We start from the raw sequence: 20,890 nt of genomic DNA, 5'->3' as shown, positions 1-20,890 counted from the left end.
GGTCGGACCATATACAGAATCGCCCGAAGGGTTATGGATAATTTTATGGGCCGCAGCATCCGCTGCGGCCCCGCACGGAGCACCAGCCCCGCCGACCTATAGTTTCTTCTCCTCCGTCTGAAAATCGTCCATTTTTTTGTCCGCTTTGTTCTTTACCAGCTTCGGCGCCATGCCGAACCGCTTGCGGAAGAGGCGGTTGAAGTAGAACGGGTCGGGGATGCCGACGGAGATCGCCACCTGCTTGATCAGATATTGGCCAGATGCCAGCATCTCATAGGCCTTGGCCATCCGGATCTCATTCAGTCTGGTGATGATGCTGCTCCCCGTCTCCGCCTTGAACAGCTGGCACAGATACGGCTCCGAGAGCCCGACATGATGGGCAATATCGGATATGGCGATCCGCTCGCCGTAGCGCTCCTCCAGGTAAGCTGCCGCCCGCTTGATCTCCTCGCGGAGGGGTGCGTCGGGAGTACTGGTCTCCAGGACGCCGACCATCTCTTCGGTCATCTCGCGGATCAGCAGCAGCAGCTCCGTGTCCGTGTCCGCCTGCTCCATCCTGTCGATCCAGGGCTTCTCGTTCCACGAGGTCTCGGTATCGACCATCGCCGTGCCCGCCATGCCCCAGACCGTATGGGCAATCGCCCGCTTGAGCACGGCAGGATGCATGCCGATGCCGGCGGCCTTCTCGACCAGCTGCACAGCCCGCTCCATCCACAGCTCGACCGATGTCTCTCCCGAAGTGCGGAGACTCTCGCGCAGCCCTTGCTCGATCTGCCGGAAAGCTTCGTGCGCCTGTACAGCGGTCAAGCTGTTGGGGAAGCATCCGTCCCGGAAGGCTGTATAAAACCGCAGCACCTCCGTCAACCGGCAGCGCCGGATCTGCTCGGCGAGCTCAGGAGCGGAGGGGACCGGCTCCCCGTAGATTGCGCCGATCGCGGTATTGTAGTACATCTGCGCCAGCTTTATGATCCGCCGCGCCAGCTCCTCCGCCTCTCCCGGCCGTGCGTCTGCCGGACAGGCGGCGATCAGCAGGTAACGGCCGTCCGGGCCTGGCAGTAGGAACAAGCCGCGATGCCCAGGGAAGACGCCGTCAGCCAGTTTGTTCAAAGGCTCTGCGAAGTCGGGCATCTGCGTCTGCTCTTCTTCGGCAGGCTGGGTGTAGAACAGGAAGGCATAGCTGCGGAGCGCTTCGAACTCGTCAGGAACCGGCAGCCCGTCCGCCTCCGCTGCCGGCCCTTCCGTATCCACCGCCTGCAGCCACGCACGCATCCGCTCCCTGGCGTCCGCCGCCCCGCCGGTGGCGTACAGCTTGTGCGGCCGGGCCGCTCGCCGCTCATCCAGCTTGTCCGCCACCTCGCGCAGCGTCTCTGCAAACTGCTCCGACTTCAGCGTCAGCTTGAGCACATAATCGTGTGCTCCGCACTTCAGCGCTTCCCGCACCAGCTCGAAATCGTTATAGTTGCTCAGGACGATGACCTCGCCTTCGAAGTCTGCCGCCTTGAGCTCCTTGATCAGCGCCAGGCCGTCCATGCCCGGCATCTTCATATCGGTGATGACGATATCCGCATCGGTCCGCCGCACCAGCTCCAAGGCAGCCCCTCCGCCGGCGGCGGAACCTGCCCATTCGAATGCCTCCCAGTTGATCATCGACTTGACGGCGTGCCTGACGATCATCTCATCATCCACAATGACGATCTTGTACATCGATGTCCTCCTCCTCCCGCTTTACAGGCAGCCGGATCAGCGTCTCCGTGCCTCTCCCGGGCTCGCTGCGCGTCACCATGCCATAAGGATAGCCGACATACAGCCGGATCCGTTCCCTGACATTGCCGATGCCGATCCCGGACAGCTTCTCGTGCGAATGCTTCTTCTCCTCCGCTTCCTTTACATCAAAGCCCCTGCCGTCGTCTGCGATCCGGATCTGCAGGACATCCTCGGCAGCTGTGACCTCCACGGTTATCGTCACCCGGCTGCCATCCTCGCTGCCGCCGTGCAGGATCGAGTTCTCCACGATGGGCTGCAGGATGAAACGCGGCACCAGACACTCATGCAGCTCGTCCGATTGGAATTCGCAGAGCAGCTTGAACGAGTCGCCATAGCGGATCTGCTGGATCACTGCGTAGTGGAACAGGTTGCCGATCTCCTTCTCCAGCGGGATTAGCTCCTCCTGGTCCAGGATCGTCTGCCGCAGCAGCTCGCTGAGCGACTCGATCCCTTTCTCTACCGGGACATTGCCGCTCATCATGGCGCTCCACTTCAAGGAGCCTAGCGTGTTGAAGAGGAAGTGCGGGTTGATCTGCGCCTGCAGCATCTTGAGCTCCGCCTCCCGCTTGCCCTGCTGTTCCTGCTCCACTTGGCCGATCAGCTGCTTGAGCCGCCGGACCATCTGATCGATCGTATCGGTGAGCTTGCCCATCTCATCGGGATAACGGACCGACAGCGGCCGGTCGGCATTGCCCGTCTTCACCCGGGAAGCATATTGCAGCAGCTCGATCATCGGCGTGCTGATGCTGCGGTAGATCCACATCGCCGCACCCGCCGATACGATGACGACCATCACCCAGATGTAAGGCAGATTGCCTCTCACCTCCGCCATCTCGGAGATAATATAGCTGTGCGGGATCAGCCCGATCATGTACCATCCCGCCGTACGGATATAGATACCGGAGACGAGCACGCGCTCCCCGTCAATCCGGGTATAGAAGGACTGGCCGGTCTCGCCGGGCAGGAGCTGCCGGAATATCCCTTCCTGTTTGTACGTGACACCATGCCGGATGTCCGGGGACGCCGAGGAGATGACCAGCCCCTGCTTGTCTGTGATGTAGATGCGCCCGCCGTCGCCCAGACTGACATGATCATACGTGTTGCGAAGGAATACCTTTTCGTCGATCACGATAATGAGATAGCCGATCCGCTCGCTCAGATTGTCCTCGGAGTAGATCACGCGGCTCAAGGCAATTTTGTTGGCGCCGCGATTGGAGAGCAGATAGCTCCACTTCAGATTGCCGGCCGATTCCTCCAGTCCTTGCAGCGACTGTGAGATCCGGTTGTCCTTGTACCACTCGTACCCCAGATCGTAGAACGGCTCGCCCTCCCTGGTCAGGACGATGATGTTGGAGAGATTGCTCAGCCGGAAGGCATGTTCGCCCAGCTCGTTATTAATCGTCTCCGTCAGTGCATTTTTCTCATAATAGGACATGCTGTCCGCCCTGCGCAGCCCGGTCTGGATCGAGCGGTTAATGATGATCGATTCGCTCAGCACCTCGTACTGCTCCAGTTCGCGCGAAGCATTGATAGCCGACTCGGACAGGATCTGCAGGGAGAAGGCGCTGAGCTTGTCCGAGATGGACGCCTCGTAGAAGTGGTTGGCATAATAGGCAACCAGGATTACAGGCAGGATCGAGGTAACGATCAGCGCGGTCACCAGCCGCTGCTTGATCGAGAATCTCCGCAGAAACGAAATATGCCGACGCTCGGCCGAGGATGCGCTGCCCACATGTTGACCTCCTTCATCCAAAAGTAGTCCCATTCTACCATACCGAAGCCAGACCGGCGGGAGCATGGCGCGATTTCGCACTTCTTCCGCTGCAGCTCCGCAGAACCCGCAGAACCTCACAACCGGCACAACGAACATGAACAATTGCATTCATTTTCTATCGCTACGCATGAAGGCTGTTCCCGGGATACCTTCGCTTCCCGGGAACAGCCTGTACGTTGTGTCTGCACTCACTTGTGAGCTTGCTCTGCCGTGCCGCAGCTGCGGCACGTTATCACACGCCTCGCATCGGGCCAACCGCCTGCAACGTCATACATTGCGACGGGTGGCGGCGGGTGGCGACATGCGCTGCGTGCGAGGTCATACTCGCTTATACAGCCCTTCCCCTACAGCTCCAGCAAACGCTGCAGCATGACCGCCGCTTCAGCCCGCGTGATCTGCGCCTGCGGCGCAAGCGTCGTCTGGGTGCGTCCCTGGACGAGACTGCTCCGCAAGCTGTCCGCCACCGCCGGGAGCGCCCAGATTGCGACATCCTCGCGGTCGGTGAAGGCACGCAACAGCGCTTCCGCTTCCGACGGCTCCAGCGGCTCCCGGAGACCGCTCAGTTCCAGTGCCTGGGCGAGCAGCACCATGGCCTCCTGGCGGGTGACCGGCTGCGACGGCCGGAAGGTGCCGTCTCCCATGCCATTCACCAGACCGCTCGCGTGCGCAGCATGGATCACGTCACTGTACCAGGCGGCGGGCGGCACATCGGCAAAGCTGCCGCTGCTCGCACCCCCAGTTTGGAGACCAAGCGCACGTACCAGCATGGCTGTGAATTGTGCCCGGGTCGTCGTCAGCCCCGGATGGAACTGGCCGTCCCCCATGCCGTTGACGATCCCGCGCTCGCGCAGGCTGCGGACGGCCCCCTCCGCCCAATGGCCATCCATATCTGCGAATGCCGGCAGCTCAGGCTCATTCGGGGCCGGCTCTGCCGTGACCGGCGGCGTGCCCTCGGAAGGCTCCTCATCCTCAGTCGCCTCCGGCGTCTCTGACTCCTCAGGTTCCTGCGGCACAGGCGGCTGCGGCGGGTAATAGATCCAGCCATTGCCCGGTGGCCGGATCGCCTCGCGATAACGGTCGATCGCCTGCCGCAGCGCTTGCGCCTGCGTCTGCAGGTCGGTATGCGTCACAGCGTCGTTGCCCGAACCGCTCACCGTACGGTTCGCCAGATCCAGCACCTCCTGTGCGCTGCCGATCGCTTCCGCCAAGGCCGCATAAGCCGAGGTACTGCCCGGCGTGATCGCCCGGGCTTCCGCCAGGACGCCCGCCAGCCCCGTCGAATCGACGATGTGCAGTGCTACCGTCCGCCTGGCCCCCGAGGCAAATTCGAACTGCAGCCCCGACTCCCCAAGCGCCCGCTCCCGCAGGAACGACGGCAGGATGACATAGGCAGCTCCAGCTGTCTCGTAGTCCTCACCCTCGGTCAGACTGGAGAGCACATTGCCCTCGGTGCCGATGTAGCGGATCGAGGTCAGCGTGTCGCCGTCCGGTTCAACCTCGATGCGGACAACGTTGTTCTCATGCTCGGCCATCGCTTCGTTCACATCATAGACGGCTGACGCGATGGACAGGACCGGATCGGTCTCCGTCTCCTCGCCGCCCGAGTAATAGACCTGGATCTCCGTCATCGTCGGCGACCAGTACTCGGTCGCGATCTGCTCCGTGATCAGCAGCCGCAGCTTGCCGGACGTGATCGTGCCGAAGTCGTCCAGCGTGACGTCATGGCCCATCCCGTCATCGACGGCTTTGAACGTATGCCAGACCTCGTCTTCCTCATCATACTGCTGCAGCTCATACGATTGAATCCGAAGATTGGTGCCGCTGTCGGTGTATTCATCCAGATAGATCTCGTCGAAGGTGACCATCTCTTCAAAATCAATCGTAATGATGATCGGATACCCTTCCGTCATATCGTCCGGATCGGCGCTTGCCCAGCGGGTAGCAGTGCTGCCGTCGACGAGCTTGTCCGCCTGCAGATCGGGACGCGGATGCGAGTAGTTGGCGGTAATTGGTTTGCCCAGCGCCAGATTCGGACGCGTCTCCTGGCCCTCTTCCTCGATCGGGTTGGTATCCACCGGGTTGTCTACCCGCTCGCCCGTCGGATATTCATGGATGCCGATATCGATGCTGTCGCCATAGTACAGATGCGTGCCGAAGAAATCCTCGTCGCCCACGCGCGGATTGTAGCGTCCCGCATCGATCAGCGGAGAGTCGCTGACCACTTTATAGTTGGCCGCCGAATCGACGATGTTCAGTACGCCGTTATCGACCTTGTAGTCCATCGGATCCGCCACGAACCCCGGGTCCTCCAGCACGGCATGCGGATCGTGCGGCTGCTGCGGCGACTGGACGCCGCCCGCCTCGTAGAACGCATTGTTGGAGAACACCGCTCTGTCGAGCGCGCCCGGCTTGCGGTACCATTTGGTCGGCGTCGTCTCCGAGACGTTGTAGAACACATTGTTCAGGAAGTACACCGTATCGATGAACACTTCGTCGTGGAACCAGTCCATCTGCTCCGCGTCGTAGACAAACACGTTGTTCAGGAAGTATGTCGGCGAATAATTGGTGGAGAGCATGTTCTTCACCAGGACGCCGTTGTCGTTGACGCTCAGGTTGTATCTGGCAATGGAGTTGGAACTGTTGCCCATGTAAGCCATCCAGCCGGCGGCATTGTCATGGGAGTAATTGTACTGATACGTTACATTGAAATTGGTATACTCCAGATCCCACGGTGTCCCGTCATATTCGCCCCACGGACCGCCATAGACCTCGTTGAACTGCATCACCGTGTCGGCGCCCGCCCACAGGTACAGTCCGCAGGAGACGGCGTCGTAACGCTGCAGATAGCCGTTGATCTCGTTGTATTCGACCAGCATATCCTTCGTATTGGCCAGCTGGATCGCGCCTTGACCGATGTCCTCGGCGTAGTTGTGCCCGATGTAGACGTCGCGGCTGTAGAGATCGCGGTTTCTCACCCACAGCTGTTCCCAGCCTTCGTGGAATTTGCCTGTCTCGTCATATTCACCCGAGGCCTGATCACGGTCGTAGAACCAGTTGAAGGCAAACTGAATCGCATGCAGCTCGGTTTTGTAGAAGTGGTTGTTCTCGATCCGGACATCCTGGAAGTAGTAGGCCCCCTCCTCGTAATCCTTGTAGCTCTTCTCGCCGAACACCTGGAAGATGATGCCGCCGTAATGGATCTTCTGCCAGTCGCTCGGTCCGTCGATGTTATGGATATAGTTGTTGGTGATGCGGAAATAGTTCATGATCTTGTCGTCGCCATCCTCCAGCAGATCGGCGTTGATCGTGATGGAGATCCCATCCCGCACATACGAATTGCCGGTCTGCCGGGCGGAACCGCTGATGTCGGTATCGAAGTCGTCATCGTTGGAGATCTCCATATTGTGAATCTCCCAATACTGCTGGTTGCGCAGCACGATGGCGCCGGTCAGTCCGACCTTCTCCTTGTCCTTGCGGAAGTCGCCGTTCTGCCAGGTCACCGGATTCTCCACATTGCCGTTCAGGGCGATATAAGGCTTGCGCGCCTCGGGATCGCCGTAGCGGTCGATCGTGATCGGCTGACCCGGCGCTCCCGAGCCTTTGGGCCAGAGCTGCTGGTCCTCCCACACCTCGCCGGCCTTCAGCAGGATGCGGTCACCCGGCTCGAACACCTTGGCGTTGGCGTTAGCGAAGCTCTGCCATGCCGTCTCCGGCGATGTGCCGTCCTGCGCATCGTCCCCGCCGCTAGCGTCGATGTAATAGTCGGTACCGTCATACGGATTGGGCAGATTGCCCTGATCCTCCGGCAGGTCAGCCAGAGCTGCCTGCAGCGGCCCGGCAGCCTGTACTGTACCCGGCGGTACGAGCGGGACCAGTGCGAGGAGCATCGCCAGTACGAGGATAAATGCGTTTTTACTGCGTGTTTTCAATGGATTGTCCTCCTTTTATACGGGAAGTCAGACTTCCCGTGAATAAGTTCGCAGTATGGATCGTTCTTCCGGACCGTGCCGGAATTCCAGTCAAATGGCATGCAAGCTATGCGTCATATGCAACTTGCTCCAGTCTATCGGTATGCACCTCCACTACTGCAGACGCCAAGACCTCCCGTATGTACGCCTGCAGCCGTTCCTCCAGCATATGCTCCCGGATCTGCACCCTGTAGGCTTGCAGAGCCTGCTCCTTGTCGAAGATGACCTCGTCCAGCCGATAGACGCTCACGCCTTCCCGCGTCTCTACGGGAGCCGACAATTCGCCGGGAGAGAGCCGGCTGACCCGGGCAGCAGCTTCGTTGCCGTAGGTATTGAGATTGGCGACCTGGCCCGGCTCGATCGTCTCCTCCGTCAGCTCCGTATGCTCGTAGCGCTCGCGGAGCTCCGCCAGACCGGCCTGCCGCTCCACCAGGCTCCCTACAGCGAGCAGTGTATCGGCTTTGTCCTCCTGGGCTGCCGGGATGAGCAGCCGCGACACCTTATAGCTGGTCCCGTTTACCGCCCATTCCGACTGATGCGCATCAAAATACGCTTCCACCTCCTCCCGGTTCAGGTACAAGGGATCGCCCTCGTGTTTGCTGAGCGCCTGCTTCAACCCCGTCTTCAGCGCCGTCAGCAGATGAGGGTAGTACGACTCCGGCGAGAAGCGCTGCAGGCCGTAGACGATATCTCCCCTGGCGACGGCAGCTGCCCGGCTCCGGTTCTCCTGCTCCATCCGCTGCAGGATCGCCGAGAAGTCAGCCGAGTCGATGAGCCGCTGCTCCTGGGCCAGCAGCAGGAGCGCCTTGTCCTCCAGGCTGGCTTCGAGCGCCCGCTGGCGCAGCTGCTGCAGCGGCTGGACGCCGTCATAACTGCGCGTCCAGTCCGCCTTGCCGAGCGACACCTGATGCTTGCTGCGGAACTCGCTGCGCACGGACTGTTCCAGCTGCGACATGTGGAAGGCCAGCTCCGCCTCGGTAATGTCATGGCCGCTCAGCGATGCGACTGCCGGCTCGCTGCGGTCCGGCAGGACAATGGCCAGCAGCAGGGCGCTTGCTGCCAGCAGCAGAACGCCTGCCAGCCAGGCGGGGCTGCGCCGGTTTCTCCAGGCAGGCGCAGCCGACTGGCGCCCAGCCGCATTGGCGTGGCTGCGCCGGGCATCCCCGGCCGGCTTCTGGGAACGCGAGTTGGTTTTTTTAGCGTTGTTCATGTGATCCCTCCGTTCTGTGAGGGTGATCAGTCACGAGGACAGCTCCCCTATTGCTATCATTATAGAATTGGAAAGGGTTACATCAAATGAATAATCGACTTAAGTTCATGGATGATTTTACGAAAAGACCCGCCGTCTGAAGACGGCGGGCCTGGAGGCTGCGCGGCAAAACTATACCATTTTAAACGGAGTGCTTAAGATCGTCCAGCTTGTCTAGACGCTGCTAGTCACGGATTCACATGGGCATCAGGAAACTGGTCGGCTACAAGATTCAAGACCACCCCATGCTCCAGCAGGGCTTTCAAGCCGCATACCACGATCATAAATCCACCCTTGGAGTCGATCGCCTGCTTGACGATCTCCTCCGCCGTGCCTTGAAATCCGGCATGGACGATCGTGACATAGGTTTCGTCGCCCGCCCGTTCGGCAAACGTCCATTCGACCGTCGTCCCGTCGTTAAAACGAACGAAGATTCGTTGATTCTCTACAATGTCGATCACGTCTACGTCGTCGCCTACCCCGTAGCACTCCCAGTCCCAACGTACCCGCTTCCCCTTCTCCAAACGCCCGCTGCTCTTGGTGAACCAGAACTTGGTGGTGACTGCCGGGTCGATGAACGCTTCGAATACCTCGTTTGCCGGTTTGCGGATCAACATCTCTACGCTCGCAACTACTTCTTCCTGCCCCTTCTCTTCCATCATCAATCAACCTCCTAGCTATCATTTGACTTTGAATGCGTTTTCTATGCTTCTATTATATTCGCCCGCCCGGCTGCATGTAAAATCTAACAAACCTCTCAGGATACTCCGGGTTACGGAGGATTCTGAGAGGTTTGCCTGAGATGATCAGATCTTATACGCTCGTGATGGCCGGCCAGGCCAGCTCGACGCCCTCCTGGACAAGCCGCTGCTGGAAAGCAGTCAGCTCCTTCCCGGTGTTGCGGACGTCAGATGGCGTCAGGTCGCGGTCCAGACAGTAGCTCACGCAGTAGCCCGCCGCTTCGCCGATGTTCCATTCCACCGGATGAAGCCGGTAGCAGCCGTTGGTGATGTGAGTGACGCCGAGGTTCTTGCAGCCAGCCATCACATTGGTCACGCGCCTCGGGATCAGGCTGCCGAGCGGGATCTGGAACGGCAGCGAAGAAATATCGATGTAGGTCCGGTTGGCGGTACTCGGATGCAGATCGATCCGGTAGCAGCCGATCCCCACGGTATCGGCGAAGCTCTCCGCCACGCCGCTCGGCCGACAGTCGGTCGCGACATGCTGTTCGAGCACGCGGAACTCCGCCTCGATCCGGCGCGATTCGCGGATATACGGGTACATCGCCAGCCCGTCCTGCGTGCCGACCACGTCGGGACGCAGCCGCAGACCAGGATACCCCCGCTTGCCGTCTGGCCGCGGCGCCTCCGTCTGCAGCCAATAGAGCCAGGACAGACTGAGCTGACGGGCCTGCTCCAGATGACGCCTCCGCTCCTCGTCGCTCACATCGATGATCGAGCCCAGCCAATAGTCGTTTTGCGGCCAGTTGACCAGGGTCAGGGAACTGGCGAAGATCCCCGGCGCAAACTGTCGGTGATCGATCAGTTGCCGGTAAAGGTACAGCGAGAAACGATCGGAATCCGGAAACAGCCCGTACTCGATCGGCTCCAGCGTCATTGGCCGGACACCCGCCATGCTGAGCAGCCGGTCCGGCCAAAAATCAGGCTTGTAATCGCGCCAGAAATCGTACATTGCCGGACGGTCGATCGTATGATCCTCCTCCGCGAGATAATCCATCGCGAAGCAGTGGGTGAAGCCCTGCATCTCCATCGGATCGGCCGGGCCGTCCACAGCGTGAGGCTCGCCCGTATCCTGTACAGACTCTGCCCCTGTCACATACTCGATGCCTGCGAGCGGCAGCAGGTCTCCGCACTCGGTCGCATCGATATAATAAGGCGCCAGCAGCGTCCGCCGTTCCCCCGTCTCCAGGTCTCTGATCCTAACAGCGCTAACTGCATCACCCGCTGTCTCGGCTCCTTCCAGGACATGACGGTAGAGGATCCGCAGGCGGCCGCTATGCACATAGGGGGCCAGCATCTCCTGAAGCACGGCCACGGCGGTGCGGGGCTCGTGGGCGACGCGGCTGACGATGGCGTTGCCGGGATTCAGATGCGGCAGCGCCCGGGCCTCCGCCGTCAGCGGGAAGTGCCGCCGGTAATAATCCCGCACACCTTCCCTGAACTGGCGGTAGCTGCGCGTGCAGCCAAACGACTCGATCCACCGGTGCTCATCCGGCGGTACGGCTTGGCTGGTCAATTGCCCGCCGAGCCAAGTCGTCTCTTCCGTCAGGATGACGGTCTTGCCGCTCTTGGCGGCAGCCAGCGCGGCCGCCGTCCCCCCTGTCCCCCCGCCCAGGATGACGATATCTGCCTTCAGTTCCTGATTCATTGATTCAACTCTCCCTTGCCGTTATGAGTAGCTCATCCCGTGGACGAGCGCAGCGCAAGTCCGTTCTCTCTCATTGTAGACGGCAAGGGCGGGCGGGTGTAGGGTAGAGGGATATCTATTTATGGTAATCTGATGTTCAGTTTCCGGGGGGGTTATACTTCCGTAATATCCACCAGCTTCACCGCCAGCTGCAGCTGCAGCCGGGTCTCCGGGTCGTCCAGTCTTAGACCCAGCTCCGTGCGGATGCGTTCCAGACGGTACGTGACGGTGTTGTAGTGAATGAACAGACGCTCGGCCGTCTCCCGGGCGTTGCCGTTGCACTGAAAATACACCCGCAGCGTGTGCAGCAACGAGCCCTGATGCTTGGCATCGTAGCGGAGCAGCGGCTCCAGATAGGCACGCTTGAACTCCTCGAGCTCCAGCGTGCCCTGCAGCCGGTAGAGCAGCAGGTACACGCCTAGCTGCCCATAATGCACCAGCGGCTCGGTCATACCGCAGACGGCAGCGACCTCCCCGGCCCGCTTCGCCTCGCGACAGCTCACCGGCACCTCGCCCTGTCCGCCGGCCGGACGCCCCAGACATAGCTGCGGCGAGCCGTCAGGAAGCAGCTGCTGGAGCCGCAAGAGCTGGGCGGATGCCAGCTGCCGGAGGCGTCCGGCCTGCGCCGACGAGAGCGAGGCGGATGCTGCAGCGGGCTCCTCATCAGATGCTGAAGCATCTCCGGGCGGTACCTTGCCTTGTGTCTCGCCTTGCGTCTCACCTGGCATCTCGCCGCCCCTTCTCATCGCCACCGTCCTCGAAGAGGATTCATCGCCGTCAGCAGCGCCATGTTCCTCGGAAGAGATCGCGAAGAGCACTGTGAGCTCCTCCTCCAGCACGGTCCATCGTACCGGCGGCTCGCCTGCTAGGCCTGGCGCCTCCCAGTTGAGGCGTCTGGCCAGCTCCTGCAGCTGACCGATGCCGGGCCGATGCGCAATGAACCGCACGATCCCCGCTGCGTAGACCGAATCCGCCGCCAGCGGACTGCCGCAGGCCTCCGCACGCAGGCGCAGATCCACGGGGGAGATGATCCGTCCGGCCAGCCAGTCCTGGACGAACTGGTCGATATATTTGGCCTCGATGCGGCTGCGCGCCTGGGCATTGCTGATCTCGAAGCCGACCAGCTCGCCGGCCCAGTTCATCGTCAGCGTATCGACGATGCTGTACTCCTGCTGTACCTCCAGCATCACCAGCTGGAAGGACTGGCCACGGGCATCCTCGATGCCTGTCGTATGCGTACGCACATAGGTATCCCCGATCCGGATGAAGCCGGTCTCCAGCGTCCTCTCCCGCCTCAGCTTGTCCCATTCATCAGCCTCGACTTGCCTGTACAGCAGCTCTGCCGCCGGGGAGGCTGACCAGCGGCCGCCGGGCTCCAGCAGCAGGACGGGATTGCGCACCAGATGCTCCAGATGCTCCAGAAACGCCGCCAGTCCGCCCCCGTGCAGCAGCACCTGGGACAGGCGCTGGACACGACCCTGCAGCATCGACAGATGACGGGACTCCGCCACCAGCACCCGCTCCATGACACTCCGCACGACATCGGAGAAGGCCATGTCCGCAGGCAGCTCGATCAGCGGCAGCCCGTGGCGGTCCGCCGCCTCGATGGCAGCAGGGGGCATCTCGCCGATGAAGCGCGACGTCTTGACGCCGAGTGCAACCACGCCCCGCTCCGCAAGCTGGGCGATCAGCGGCGGCAGCATCTCCACGCGATTGCGGAACGGATAACCGGTCGTGATCAGGAACTCCCCCGGACGGACCCAATCGATGACATCAGGCACCTCCATAACGTTGATCCTGCTGATCAGCCGCTCCATCCCTTCCCGGCCGCCCAGGATGACCGCTTCTTTGAAATGAGTCATCCTCAGCAGCTCACTTACCGTCAGACCCAGCTCTTCTTCCATGCCGCTCCTCCTCTTCCGTCCGACTTCCGCGTCAATCTCGGATGCACGCATGAAGCAAGCCCAACTTTTCTACTGTTAAGTGTACCAAATCTCAACGAAAATCGCCCCATCGCCCCGTAAAACGGGGTGGGGCGACAGGGCGATGGTTTATGTTGGGAAGGGCCGCCTTGCACCCAGCCCGATGTGTGTACGACTCGCTAACCAACTCGATTTTTCGTGTTCATTTCTACGATTATGCAGGCCGCCTGGTCAAACGAATGCGAAAAATCGCGTTCGATTGGCGTGTAGCATGCTGATTATGCGTATTGAACACGATATTTCATACTCGATGCGCCGATTGCGGGCAATTTCGCCAAACGAATGCGAAAAATCGCGTTCGATTGGCGTGTAGCATGCTGATTATGCGAAACGAACACGATATTTCATACTCGATGCACTGATTGCGGGCAATTAGCGCACACGCGGACCTACACTTCTGCCCCCGCCACTCTGGCACCGCGCTCCAGCGCCGACTGAAACGCAGCCGCTGGCGCCGTCCAGCCGAAGATTCCGCCCTGCTGCCACACCATCCGAACTGCGGCCTCGTGGTCCTGGACATCGAAAGCCGCCGCCGCATCCTCCAGCAGCAGGCATTCGTAGCCCCGGTCATTGGCTTCGCGGATCGTCGTGTGCACACATACATGGGTCGTGACGCCGCAGACGACCAGCGAGGTGATGTCCCGGACCCTCAGCTCCTCCTGCAGCGGCGTCTCATAGAACGCGCCTTTGCCGGGTTTGTCGATGACCAGCTCCCCCGGGAGCGGCGCCAGCTCGGGCACGATCGCATGGCCGCGCTCGCCGCGGATCAGGATGCGCCCCATCGGGCCTTCATCGCCGATCCCCGCTCCTTGCGCCCGGCTGCGGCGCAGCTTGGACGGCGGGCAGTCGGAGAGGTCCGGCAGATGGCCTTCGCGGGTATGGACAACCGTAAGACCGGCTGCCCGCGCGGCCGCCAGCACATCCCCGATCACCGGGATGACAGCGCGGGTCGGCGTGATGTCATTGCCCAGCAGCTCGCCGAAGCCGCCCGGCATGCAGAAGTCGTTCTGCATGTCGATGATGACCAGTGCCGTACGCTCCGGCTGAAATAAAAACGGGTACGGCAGCGCACCCGTTACTTCAAGCTTTTCCATCACCATGATCCCCCCTTGCTCATCGTCACACCCTGACCGGGCAGCGGCCGGGACTGCAACGGCAGCGACAGCAGTACACGGATCAATTGGTCCGAGGTAGTCACTGCACCAAAGACGCCGCCCTGCATCGTCACCATATTCAATGCCGCTACATGATTGCCGATATCGGTAGCGCCCGTGCAATCCTCCAGGATCAGGCACTCGTAGCCCCGGTCGTTGGCCTCCCGCATCGTCGACTGCACGCCGACATCAGTCGTCATGCCGGTCAGGATGAGATGCGTGATGCCGCGCGAGCGGAGGATAAGGTCGAGATCCGTGGCGTAGAAGCTGCCTTTGCCCGGCTTGTCCACGACGATCTCGCCCGGCAGTGGCGTGAGCTGCGGCACGATCTGCCAGCCGGGCTCCCCTCTCACCAGGATGCGTCCCGCCGGACCCTCTGTGCCGATCTCCGCGCCGATCTGCCTGCTGCGCCACCGTTTGTTGGGCGCGAGATCGGACAGGTCGGGCCGATGACCTTCTCTTGTATAGATGACTGTGAAATCCGGGATAGAACGGACGACCTCCAGCAGACGGCGGGTCGGGTCGATCGCCCGCGCTGTCGTGAAGACATCATATCCCATCCGGTCCACATAACCGCTTTTGCCGCAAAAATCCGTCTGCATATCGAGGACAAGCAGCGCTGTGCGGGACGGCTCCAGCCTGCCATCATAAGGCCAGGAGTAAGGGCTCGCCTGTACTTCGCCGTCTCCCGCATGCCGCTGCCGGTTGTTATAGTCGGCCAATACCTTTACCGCCCCCTCTCTTCACCATCGCACTGCATCACTGATCGCAGATGTCCTGCCACCGCCAGCTGCCATTTCCGCTCACACCCCGGCTTTGTACACGCGCTCCGGCTTGGGGTAGCCCTCTCCCGTGCCGTCCTTGACGGCCACTTCATCCTCCCACGGCAGCCTGTACCTGCCCTTCACCATGTCCTGCATGTACGTGTACGGACAATCCGTCGCGCCGCCATCCACGGCGACATAGCCACGGTGTCCGAACTGATAGATATTGTTCTCCACGCCCCAGAGCCGTCTGGCCTCCCGGGCCAGCGCCGGCCTCACCTCACCCGAGACGATCTCGTCCGGCCGTCCGCCGCCCGTCACGAGAGGCACGCCGTCGAAGCCGACGATCATCGCCTCGCCCATCGAGTCGAACGTGCCGTCGCTGCCGCTCATGCAGACCGATACGGTATACATCAGATTGCAGAAGGCGTTGGCCTGGTTGGTGATCTGCCAGGAGTGGCGGATCGGCGCCGTATACCCGGCGGTGCGGATCATGATGTCCGCGCCCAGGTAGGCGCACTCTCTGGCCATCTCGGGGAACATGCCGTCATGGCAGATGATGAGCGCCAGCTTGCTGCCGTTCGGGCCGTCGCAGACCGGGATCCCGAGATCCCCCGGCTCCCAGGGCTCAACAGGCACCCAGGGGTGCAGCTTGCGGTAATTCAACCGGATCTCGCCCTGGTCATCGATGATCAGGCCGGTATTGTAGGGATTGCCATCCGGGTTCGCCTCCATGATGGAGAAGCAGCCCCAGATCCGGTTATCGATACAAGCCTGGCGGAAGGCCCCAACCTCCGGCCCATCCACCTTACACATAATAGCCGGGTCCATATTCATCGATAAGCCATGCAGCGAGTATTCCGGAAATACGATCAGATCCATGGTGCCCAGACCGCGCCGGGCTTTGGCCGTCATTTCGACAATGCGGGCCGTCTGCTCCGCCAGCTGCTGCGGCGTCTCCACCACAGGCAGCTTCATCTGGGCCAGCCCGATGACGACGCCGTCCGGCGATTTGTTCAATCCTCCCAATCCACTCATGTATCGCACCTCCACCAGGTTATTTTGGAATATTGCCGATGACGCCCTTCACCAGGAAATCGGCAGCTTCCAGCTCATCAAGCGACGGCTCCTCGCCTTCCGCGATGCGCACCTCTCCCGCCTGGTCCAGCACCGGTCCGGCGAATGGTTTCACCGTGCCTTCCAGCAGACCTGCCTTCGTCTCTTCCACGTACTGCTTCACCTCATCCGGCACTTCCGCCCCCATCTCGGTCAGGAGCACGACATTGTCGCTGAGGCGTCCGCGGTATTTGCCGTCATACTGGCTGCCTTTGAATTCGCCTTTGAGCGCTGTATCCACCATATCCACGAACAGATCCGGCCAATTCCATACGGAGCCGGTGATCCAGCCCTTCGGAGCCAGTGTCGCTGCATTGGCATGATAGCCGATCGTCATCGCGCCGCGGCGCTCCGACGTCTCGATGATCGTCTTGGTGCAGTCCTGGTGTTGGCTCAGCACATCCACGCCGCTGTCGATCAGGGAGTTGGCGGCGTTCGCCTGCTGCCCCGGGTCACACCAGCTGCCTGTGAAAACGACCGAGGTCGTGGCATCCGGATTCACCGATTGGGCGCCCAGTTGGAACGCGTTGACGTTGAGCAAAACTTGGGGAATCGGCACGGATACGATATAGCCAAGCTTGCCGCTTTCGGACATTTTGCCCGCTGCTACGCCCGCCAGATAGACCGGCTCCCAGATCGTACCGAAGTACGTGCCGAGGTTCTCGGCGGTTTTCAGTCCGCCTTGGTGGAAGAACGCGACGTCAGGGTGACGCTTGGCCACGTTCAGGGCCGGATCAAGGTGACCATAGGAGGTCGGGAAAATAATTTTGGCGCCGTCCTTGATCATCTGCTCCATGACACGCTCCGCTTCCGCCGTCTCCGGCACATTCTCGGAGCGCAGCACCTTCAAATCGGGATACGCCTTCTCGACAGCCATACTGCCCAGATAGGCCGCTTGGTTGTAGCCATAATCGTCTCTTGCGCCAACTAAGATGAAGCCGACCGCGGGACTCTCCGCCCCTGGAGCTGCAGCGGTCTCGCCACCCTCTGACGGGGCCCCCGATGCCGGATTTTGCACGACTCCCGGCTGACTGCAGCCGGTAATGAGCAGGATGAATGCCAGGACGAATCCGAACAGCTTGCTGGATGTTTTCATAGACATGAGATTTCCCTCCACTTTTTTGATATCTGTCTTTGTATGATCAGCCGGACGAATACAGGGACCTTCACGATCCCGTGCCGCGTCCGGCGCGTCAACCTACCGAAGTGCCGGTGAATACTTTGCGCAGCGCCTCCGGCGTCTGGCTTCGTTTCTTGCGCTCTACGAGATACAGCGCCGCCAAGGTCAGGATATACGGCACCATGAACAGGAAGAATGGCGAGATGCCCAGTCCCGTCTGTTGCACGGTCAGCTGCAGTGCTTGTGCTGCGCCGAACAGGTACGCACCCAGCATGGCGCGGAACGGCAGCCAGGAGGCAAAGATGACGAGCGCGACCGCGACGACGCCGCGACCCTGCACCATGTTCTCTACCCAGCTGTGTGTAAAGGCAACGGAAAGCTGTACGCCGCCTACGCCGGCCAGGAATCCTCCGGCTAATACCGCCGCATAGCGGACCAGCTGAGGGTTGATGCCGCTGGCAAACAGCACATCCTCCCGCTCGCCGGTCGCTCTGAGGATCACCCCGAGGCGGGTGCGGAACAGCAGGTACCAGAGCAAGGGCACGAGGATAAAGGACAGGTACGTCAGGGGATCGTGGTTGAACAGCACCTTGCCCAGAAACGGGATCTCCGAGAGCAGCGGGATCGGCACCGGGTTGAAGCCGACGATCTGCTCGCTGACGAATCCGCGGCCGAAGAAGGAAGTGATCCCCATCCCGAAGAACATGATGGTCAGACCGGTTGCCAACTGATTGGCCCCGCAGGTCAACACCAGAAATGCATGAATCATGGAGATCAGCAGACCGCACAAGCCGCCAGCGAGTGTTCCCAGCCAGGGATTGCCGGTCCAGACCGTAACAGCAAAGCCGCCCAGCGCCCCACAGAGCATGGAGCCCTCCGTACCCAGGTTGATAACCCCTGCACGCTCGGAGATGAGCTCGCCCTGACTCGCATACATAACGGATGTGCCGGAGCGGATCGCTCCTGTCAGAATATCTGTAATCATCTGCTAAACCTCCTTCCACTGCCGAGCAAGAAGAACAGGACCAGGCCCATCAGAATGTGAACCGAGGAAGAAGGCAAGCCGGAAGTAATCTCCAGCGAGTTGCCCGCTACCGTGATCATGCCCAGTACAAATGCGGTGAGGACGAGCCGGATCGGATTGTTCCAGGCCATCCAAGCCGCTAGAAACCCTAAGTAGCCATAATTCGCGCCTGTTGATGGTCTTAACCGACCTTCAATGCCTGCAATTTCGATCATGCCAGCCACGCCTGCGAGCGCACCTGCTGCCAGCAAGACGCCGACTTGCATCCAGCTTACCTTGAAGCCCGCACGCTCTGCTGCCAGGCTATTGCTGCCGAGCACCCGGATCCGGAAGCCCAGACGGGTATGCCTCAGGATGTACCAGACTACCGCGACCAGCGCCAGCGCGATCACGATACCGACATGCAGGCGGGTGCCATTGACGATCGGCAGCCGCAGCGTAGCGGCAATCTCCGGCGAGAACGGCCAGTTGAACGATTCGGGATCCTTCAACAACCCGTGGACGAAGAATCCGACCGTGAACACAGCGACATAGTTGAGCAGCAGACTCGATATGGTCTCGTTCAGATTGCCTTTGACTTTCAAAAAGGCTACAATGCCCGCCCACGAGGCGCCGCCGATCGCTCCGGCGATCAGCATCAGCGGGATACCGAGCCAGAACGGCATGCTGTGGAGATAAAAGACGGCGAACCAGGTGGCGAATAAAGCGCCGAGCGCCAGCTGCCCTTCGCCGCCGACATTGATCATGCCGGCTCTGGCCGGCAAGGCCGCCGCCAGTCCGGTGAGGATGATCGGCGTCGCCTTGATGAGCACCTCGCCGAAGCCATAGAGATCGCCAAATGTCGAAGCGATCATCGAGCCGTACAGGCTCATGGGATTGACGTCATAGAACGTCAGGAAGAGGCCGAACAGGAGAAAGGGCGCCGCGACCAAGCCTGCCTGGATGCCCAGGGGCTTCCAACGTTTGCGGCCCAGAGGCCTGGCGGCCAGCGTGGACGATGCTGCTGCTTGCTGCTTCATGCCGATTCTCCTTTCAACATAAGATAGCCGATATCCGATGGCGTCGTCTCTGACGGCCGGTAACCGCCGGACAGCCGTTTGCCGGAGAGGACGACCAGCCGGTCGGACAGCTTGAACAACTCGTCCAGATCCTCGGAGAACAGAAGGACCGCCGTGCCCTGTTCAGCAAGGGTGATCAATTGCTGCTGAATCGTGCGCGTCGTGCCGATGTCCAGGCCTCGGCTGGGATAGCTGATGATGAGAATATCCGGTTTTCGGATCAACGCCCGCGAGAGCACCATTCGCTGCACGTTGCCACCCGAGAGCTCGTCGGCTCTACGGTCGGGATCAGCCAGTGACAATGCCCGCGCATCCTCATTTGCCGCGAGCTCGCTGCGGATCTTCTTCCAATCCATCCCGGTGCCTTTGCTCTGCGCGGGGAGGCCGTCGAGCACCATGTGCTCCAGAATCGTGAAGCCGGGGATGACGGACTCCTTGAGCGGATCCTCCGAGACGAAGCTGACGCCCGCCGCCATGAAATCCGCCGGACCGCCCGAGACCGCCTTTCCTTTGATCGCCAGCGATCCCGCAGCCAGGGGACGCAGGCCGAACATCACTTCGGCCAGCTCCCGCTGCCCGCTGCCGGAGATGCCGGCGACGCCTGTGATCTCGCCAGCGCGCAGCGCCAGTCCCAGCTCCTCAATCACGGTCTCGCCATGATTGCCTGTGATGACGCCGCCCCGCACCTCCATGACCACCTCGCCTGTGGCAGCATCCGCAGCCGTCTGCTTGGTGACGGTCTTCAGCGGCTTGACGCCCATCATGGCTTGGATGAGCGTGTCGCCGTCCAACCCGTCGCTGCGGCTTGCCTGGTACGTGATCTGTCCGGCGCGCAGCACCGTCACCTGATCGGCGCAGGCCAGCACTTCATTAATCTTGTGCGTGATCAGGACGATGCCATAACCGTCCTTACGCAACAGATCGAGCATTTTCAGGAACGATTCGACCTCCTGCGGTACCAACACGCTGGTCGGTTCGTCGAAGATGATGATCCGGGTGCCCGGTACCAGCAGCACCTTGACGATCTCCAGCCGCTGCCGCTGACCGAGGTCAAGCTGCCAGACGTCGGCATCCGGATTGACCGCCAGCCCATACTTGGCCGATACCTCCAGGATCTGCTCGCGCAGCTGCTTGCGCTTCAGCCGCCAGCCCCCGGTCGACACCGCCAGCGCGATGTTGTCCAGTACGGACAGCGCCGGGACCAGACGGAAATCCTGGAACACCATGCCGATCCCCTTCGCCCGGGCCTTAATCGGCGGATGCAGCGCGGTCCGCTCGCCATCCATAACAACCTCTCCGTCATTGGGCTCGTATACGCCGTACAGCATCTTCATCAGCGTGCTCTTGCCCGCTCCATTCTCTCCGAGCACGGCATGGATGGAGCCTGCGTTGATATCCAGATCAATATTATTGTTCGCCACCAGGGAGCCGAATCGTTTCGTCAGACCCCGGGCTTGCAGCAGCGCGCGTCTTTGGTCCGTTCACTACGG

General features: G+C 61.0%; 14 protein-coding genes. All 14 read right to left on the bottom strand.

The features are described from left to right. Window positions 1-96: 96 nt before the first annotated feature. The 14 genes from ABC336_RS16810 to ABC336_RS16745 all read right to left on the bottom strand — a co-directional run bounded on the left by ABC336_RS16810 (window position 97) and on the right by ABC336_RS16745 (window position 20,821). A complete protein-coding gene (locus tag ABC336_RS16810) occupies window positions 97-1,704 on the bottom strand; it encodes a response regulator (protein WP_413239728.1) in 1,608 nt (535 codons plus the stop codon). Beyond that, window positions 1,679-3,496 (bottom strand): sensor histidine kinase, encoded by a 1,818-nt coding sequence (locus tag ABC336_RS16805; protein WP_413239727.1) that lies wholly within the window; start codon window positions 3,494-3,496, stop codon window positions 1,679-1,681. The genes ABC336_RS16810 and ABC336_RS16805 overlap by 26 nt, the downstream gene beginning before the upstream one ends. Window positions 3,497-3,882: 386 nt before the next feature. Continuing rightward, window positions 3,883-7,467 (bottom strand): S-layer homology domain-containing protein, encoded by a 3,585-nt coding sequence (locus ABC336_RS16800; protein WP_413239726.1) that lies wholly within the window; start codon window positions 7,465-7,467, stop codon window positions 3,883-3,885. A 106-nt stretch (window positions 7,468-7,573) separates the two neighbouring features. Beyond that, a complete protein-coding gene (locus ABC336_RS16795; protein ID WP_413239725.1) occupies window positions 7,574-8,716 on the bottom strand; it encodes a peptidylprolyl isomerase in 1,143 nt (380 codons plus the stop codon). 227 nt (window positions 8,717-8,943) lie between these two features. Beyond that, window positions 8,944-9,417 carry an SRPBCC family protein gene (locus ABC336_RS16790; RefSeq protein WP_413239724.1) on the bottom strand — a complete coding sequence of 158 codons (474 nt, stop codon included), beginning with the start codon at window positions 9,415-9,417 and terminating at the stop codon, window positions 8,944-8,946. Window positions 9,418-9,568: 151 nt separating this feature from the next. After that, window positions 9,569-11,143, bottom strand: a complete 1,575-nt coding sequence (locus tag ABC336_RS16785) for an FAD-dependent oxidoreductase (protein ID WP_413239723.1) — start codon at window positions 11,141-11,143, stop codon at window positions 9,569-9,571. 152 nt (window positions 11,144-11,295) lie between these two features. Further along, window positions 11,296-13,086, bottom strand: a complete 1,791-nt coding sequence (locus tag ABC336_RS16780; protein WP_413239722.1) for a PucR family transcriptional regulator — start codon at window positions 13,084-13,086, stop codon at window positions 11,296-11,298. A 467-nt stretch (window positions 13,087-13,553) separates the two neighbouring features. After that, the gene (locus ABC336_RS16775) at window positions 13,554-14,258 is read right to left on the bottom strand and encodes a cysteine hydrolase family protein (RefSeq protein WP_413239721.1); all 705 of its coding nucleotides are present in this window, start codon (window positions 14,256-14,258) and stop codon (window positions 13,554-13,556) included. Beyond that, window positions 14,258-15,040 carry a biuret amidohydrolase gene (gene biuH / locus ABC336_RS16770; protein ID WP_413239720.1) on the bottom strand — a complete coding sequence of 261 codons (783 nt, stop codon included), beginning with the start codon at window positions 15,038-15,040 and terminating at the stop codon, window positions 14,258-14,260. The genes ABC336_RS16775 and biuH overlap by 1 nt, the downstream gene beginning before the upstream one ends. A gap of 81 nt (window positions 15,041-15,121) precedes the next feature. Further along, entirely contained in the window at window positions 15,122-16,120 is a 999-nt protein-coding gene (locus tag ABC336_RS16765) for a formamidase (protein WP_413239719.1), read from the bottom strand. Between the two features lie 19 nt (window positions 16,121-16,139). Beyond that, the gene (locus ABC336_RS16760) at window positions 16,140-17,300 is read right to left on the bottom strand and encodes a BMP family ABC transporter substrate-binding protein (protein WP_413239718.1); all 1,161 of its coding nucleotides are present in this window, start codon (window positions 17,298-17,300) and stop codon (window positions 16,140-16,142) included. A 91-nt stretch (window positions 17,301-17,391) separates the two neighbouring features. Continuing rightward, window positions 17,392-18,303 carry an ABC transporter permease gene (locus ABC336_RS16755; RefSeq protein WP_413239717.1) on the bottom strand — a complete coding sequence of 304 codons (912 nt, stop codon included), beginning with the start codon at window positions 18,301-18,303 and terminating at the stop codon, window positions 17,392-17,394. Continuing rightward, on the bottom strand, window positions 18,300-19,361 hold the full coding sequence (locus ABC336_RS16750; protein WP_413239716.1) for an ABC transporter permease: 1,062 nt from the start codon (window positions 19,359-19,361) through the stop codon (window positions 18,300-18,302). Before ABC336_RS16750 ends, ABC336_RS16755 begins: the two co-directional genes overlap by 4 nt. Further along, complete coding sequence (locus ABC336_RS16745; RefSeq protein ID WP_413239715.1) at window positions 19,358-20,821, bottom strand: ABC transporter ATP-binding protein; 1,464 nt, start codon at window positions 20,819-20,821, stop codon at window positions 19,358-19,360. The genes ABC336_RS16750 and ABC336_RS16745 overlap by 4 nt, the downstream gene beginning before the upstream one ends. Window positions 20,822-20,890 lie beyond the last annotated feature (69 nt).

Origin of the sequence: Paenibacillus jepli, from assembly GCF_047238105.1 — a bacterium.
Lineage (GTDB): Bacteria > Bacillota > Bacilli > Paenibacillales > Paenibacillaceae > Paenibacillus_D.
The sequence above is the reverse complement of the archived record's forward strand: the minus strand, read 5'-3'. Positions and strand labels throughout refer to the sequence as shown.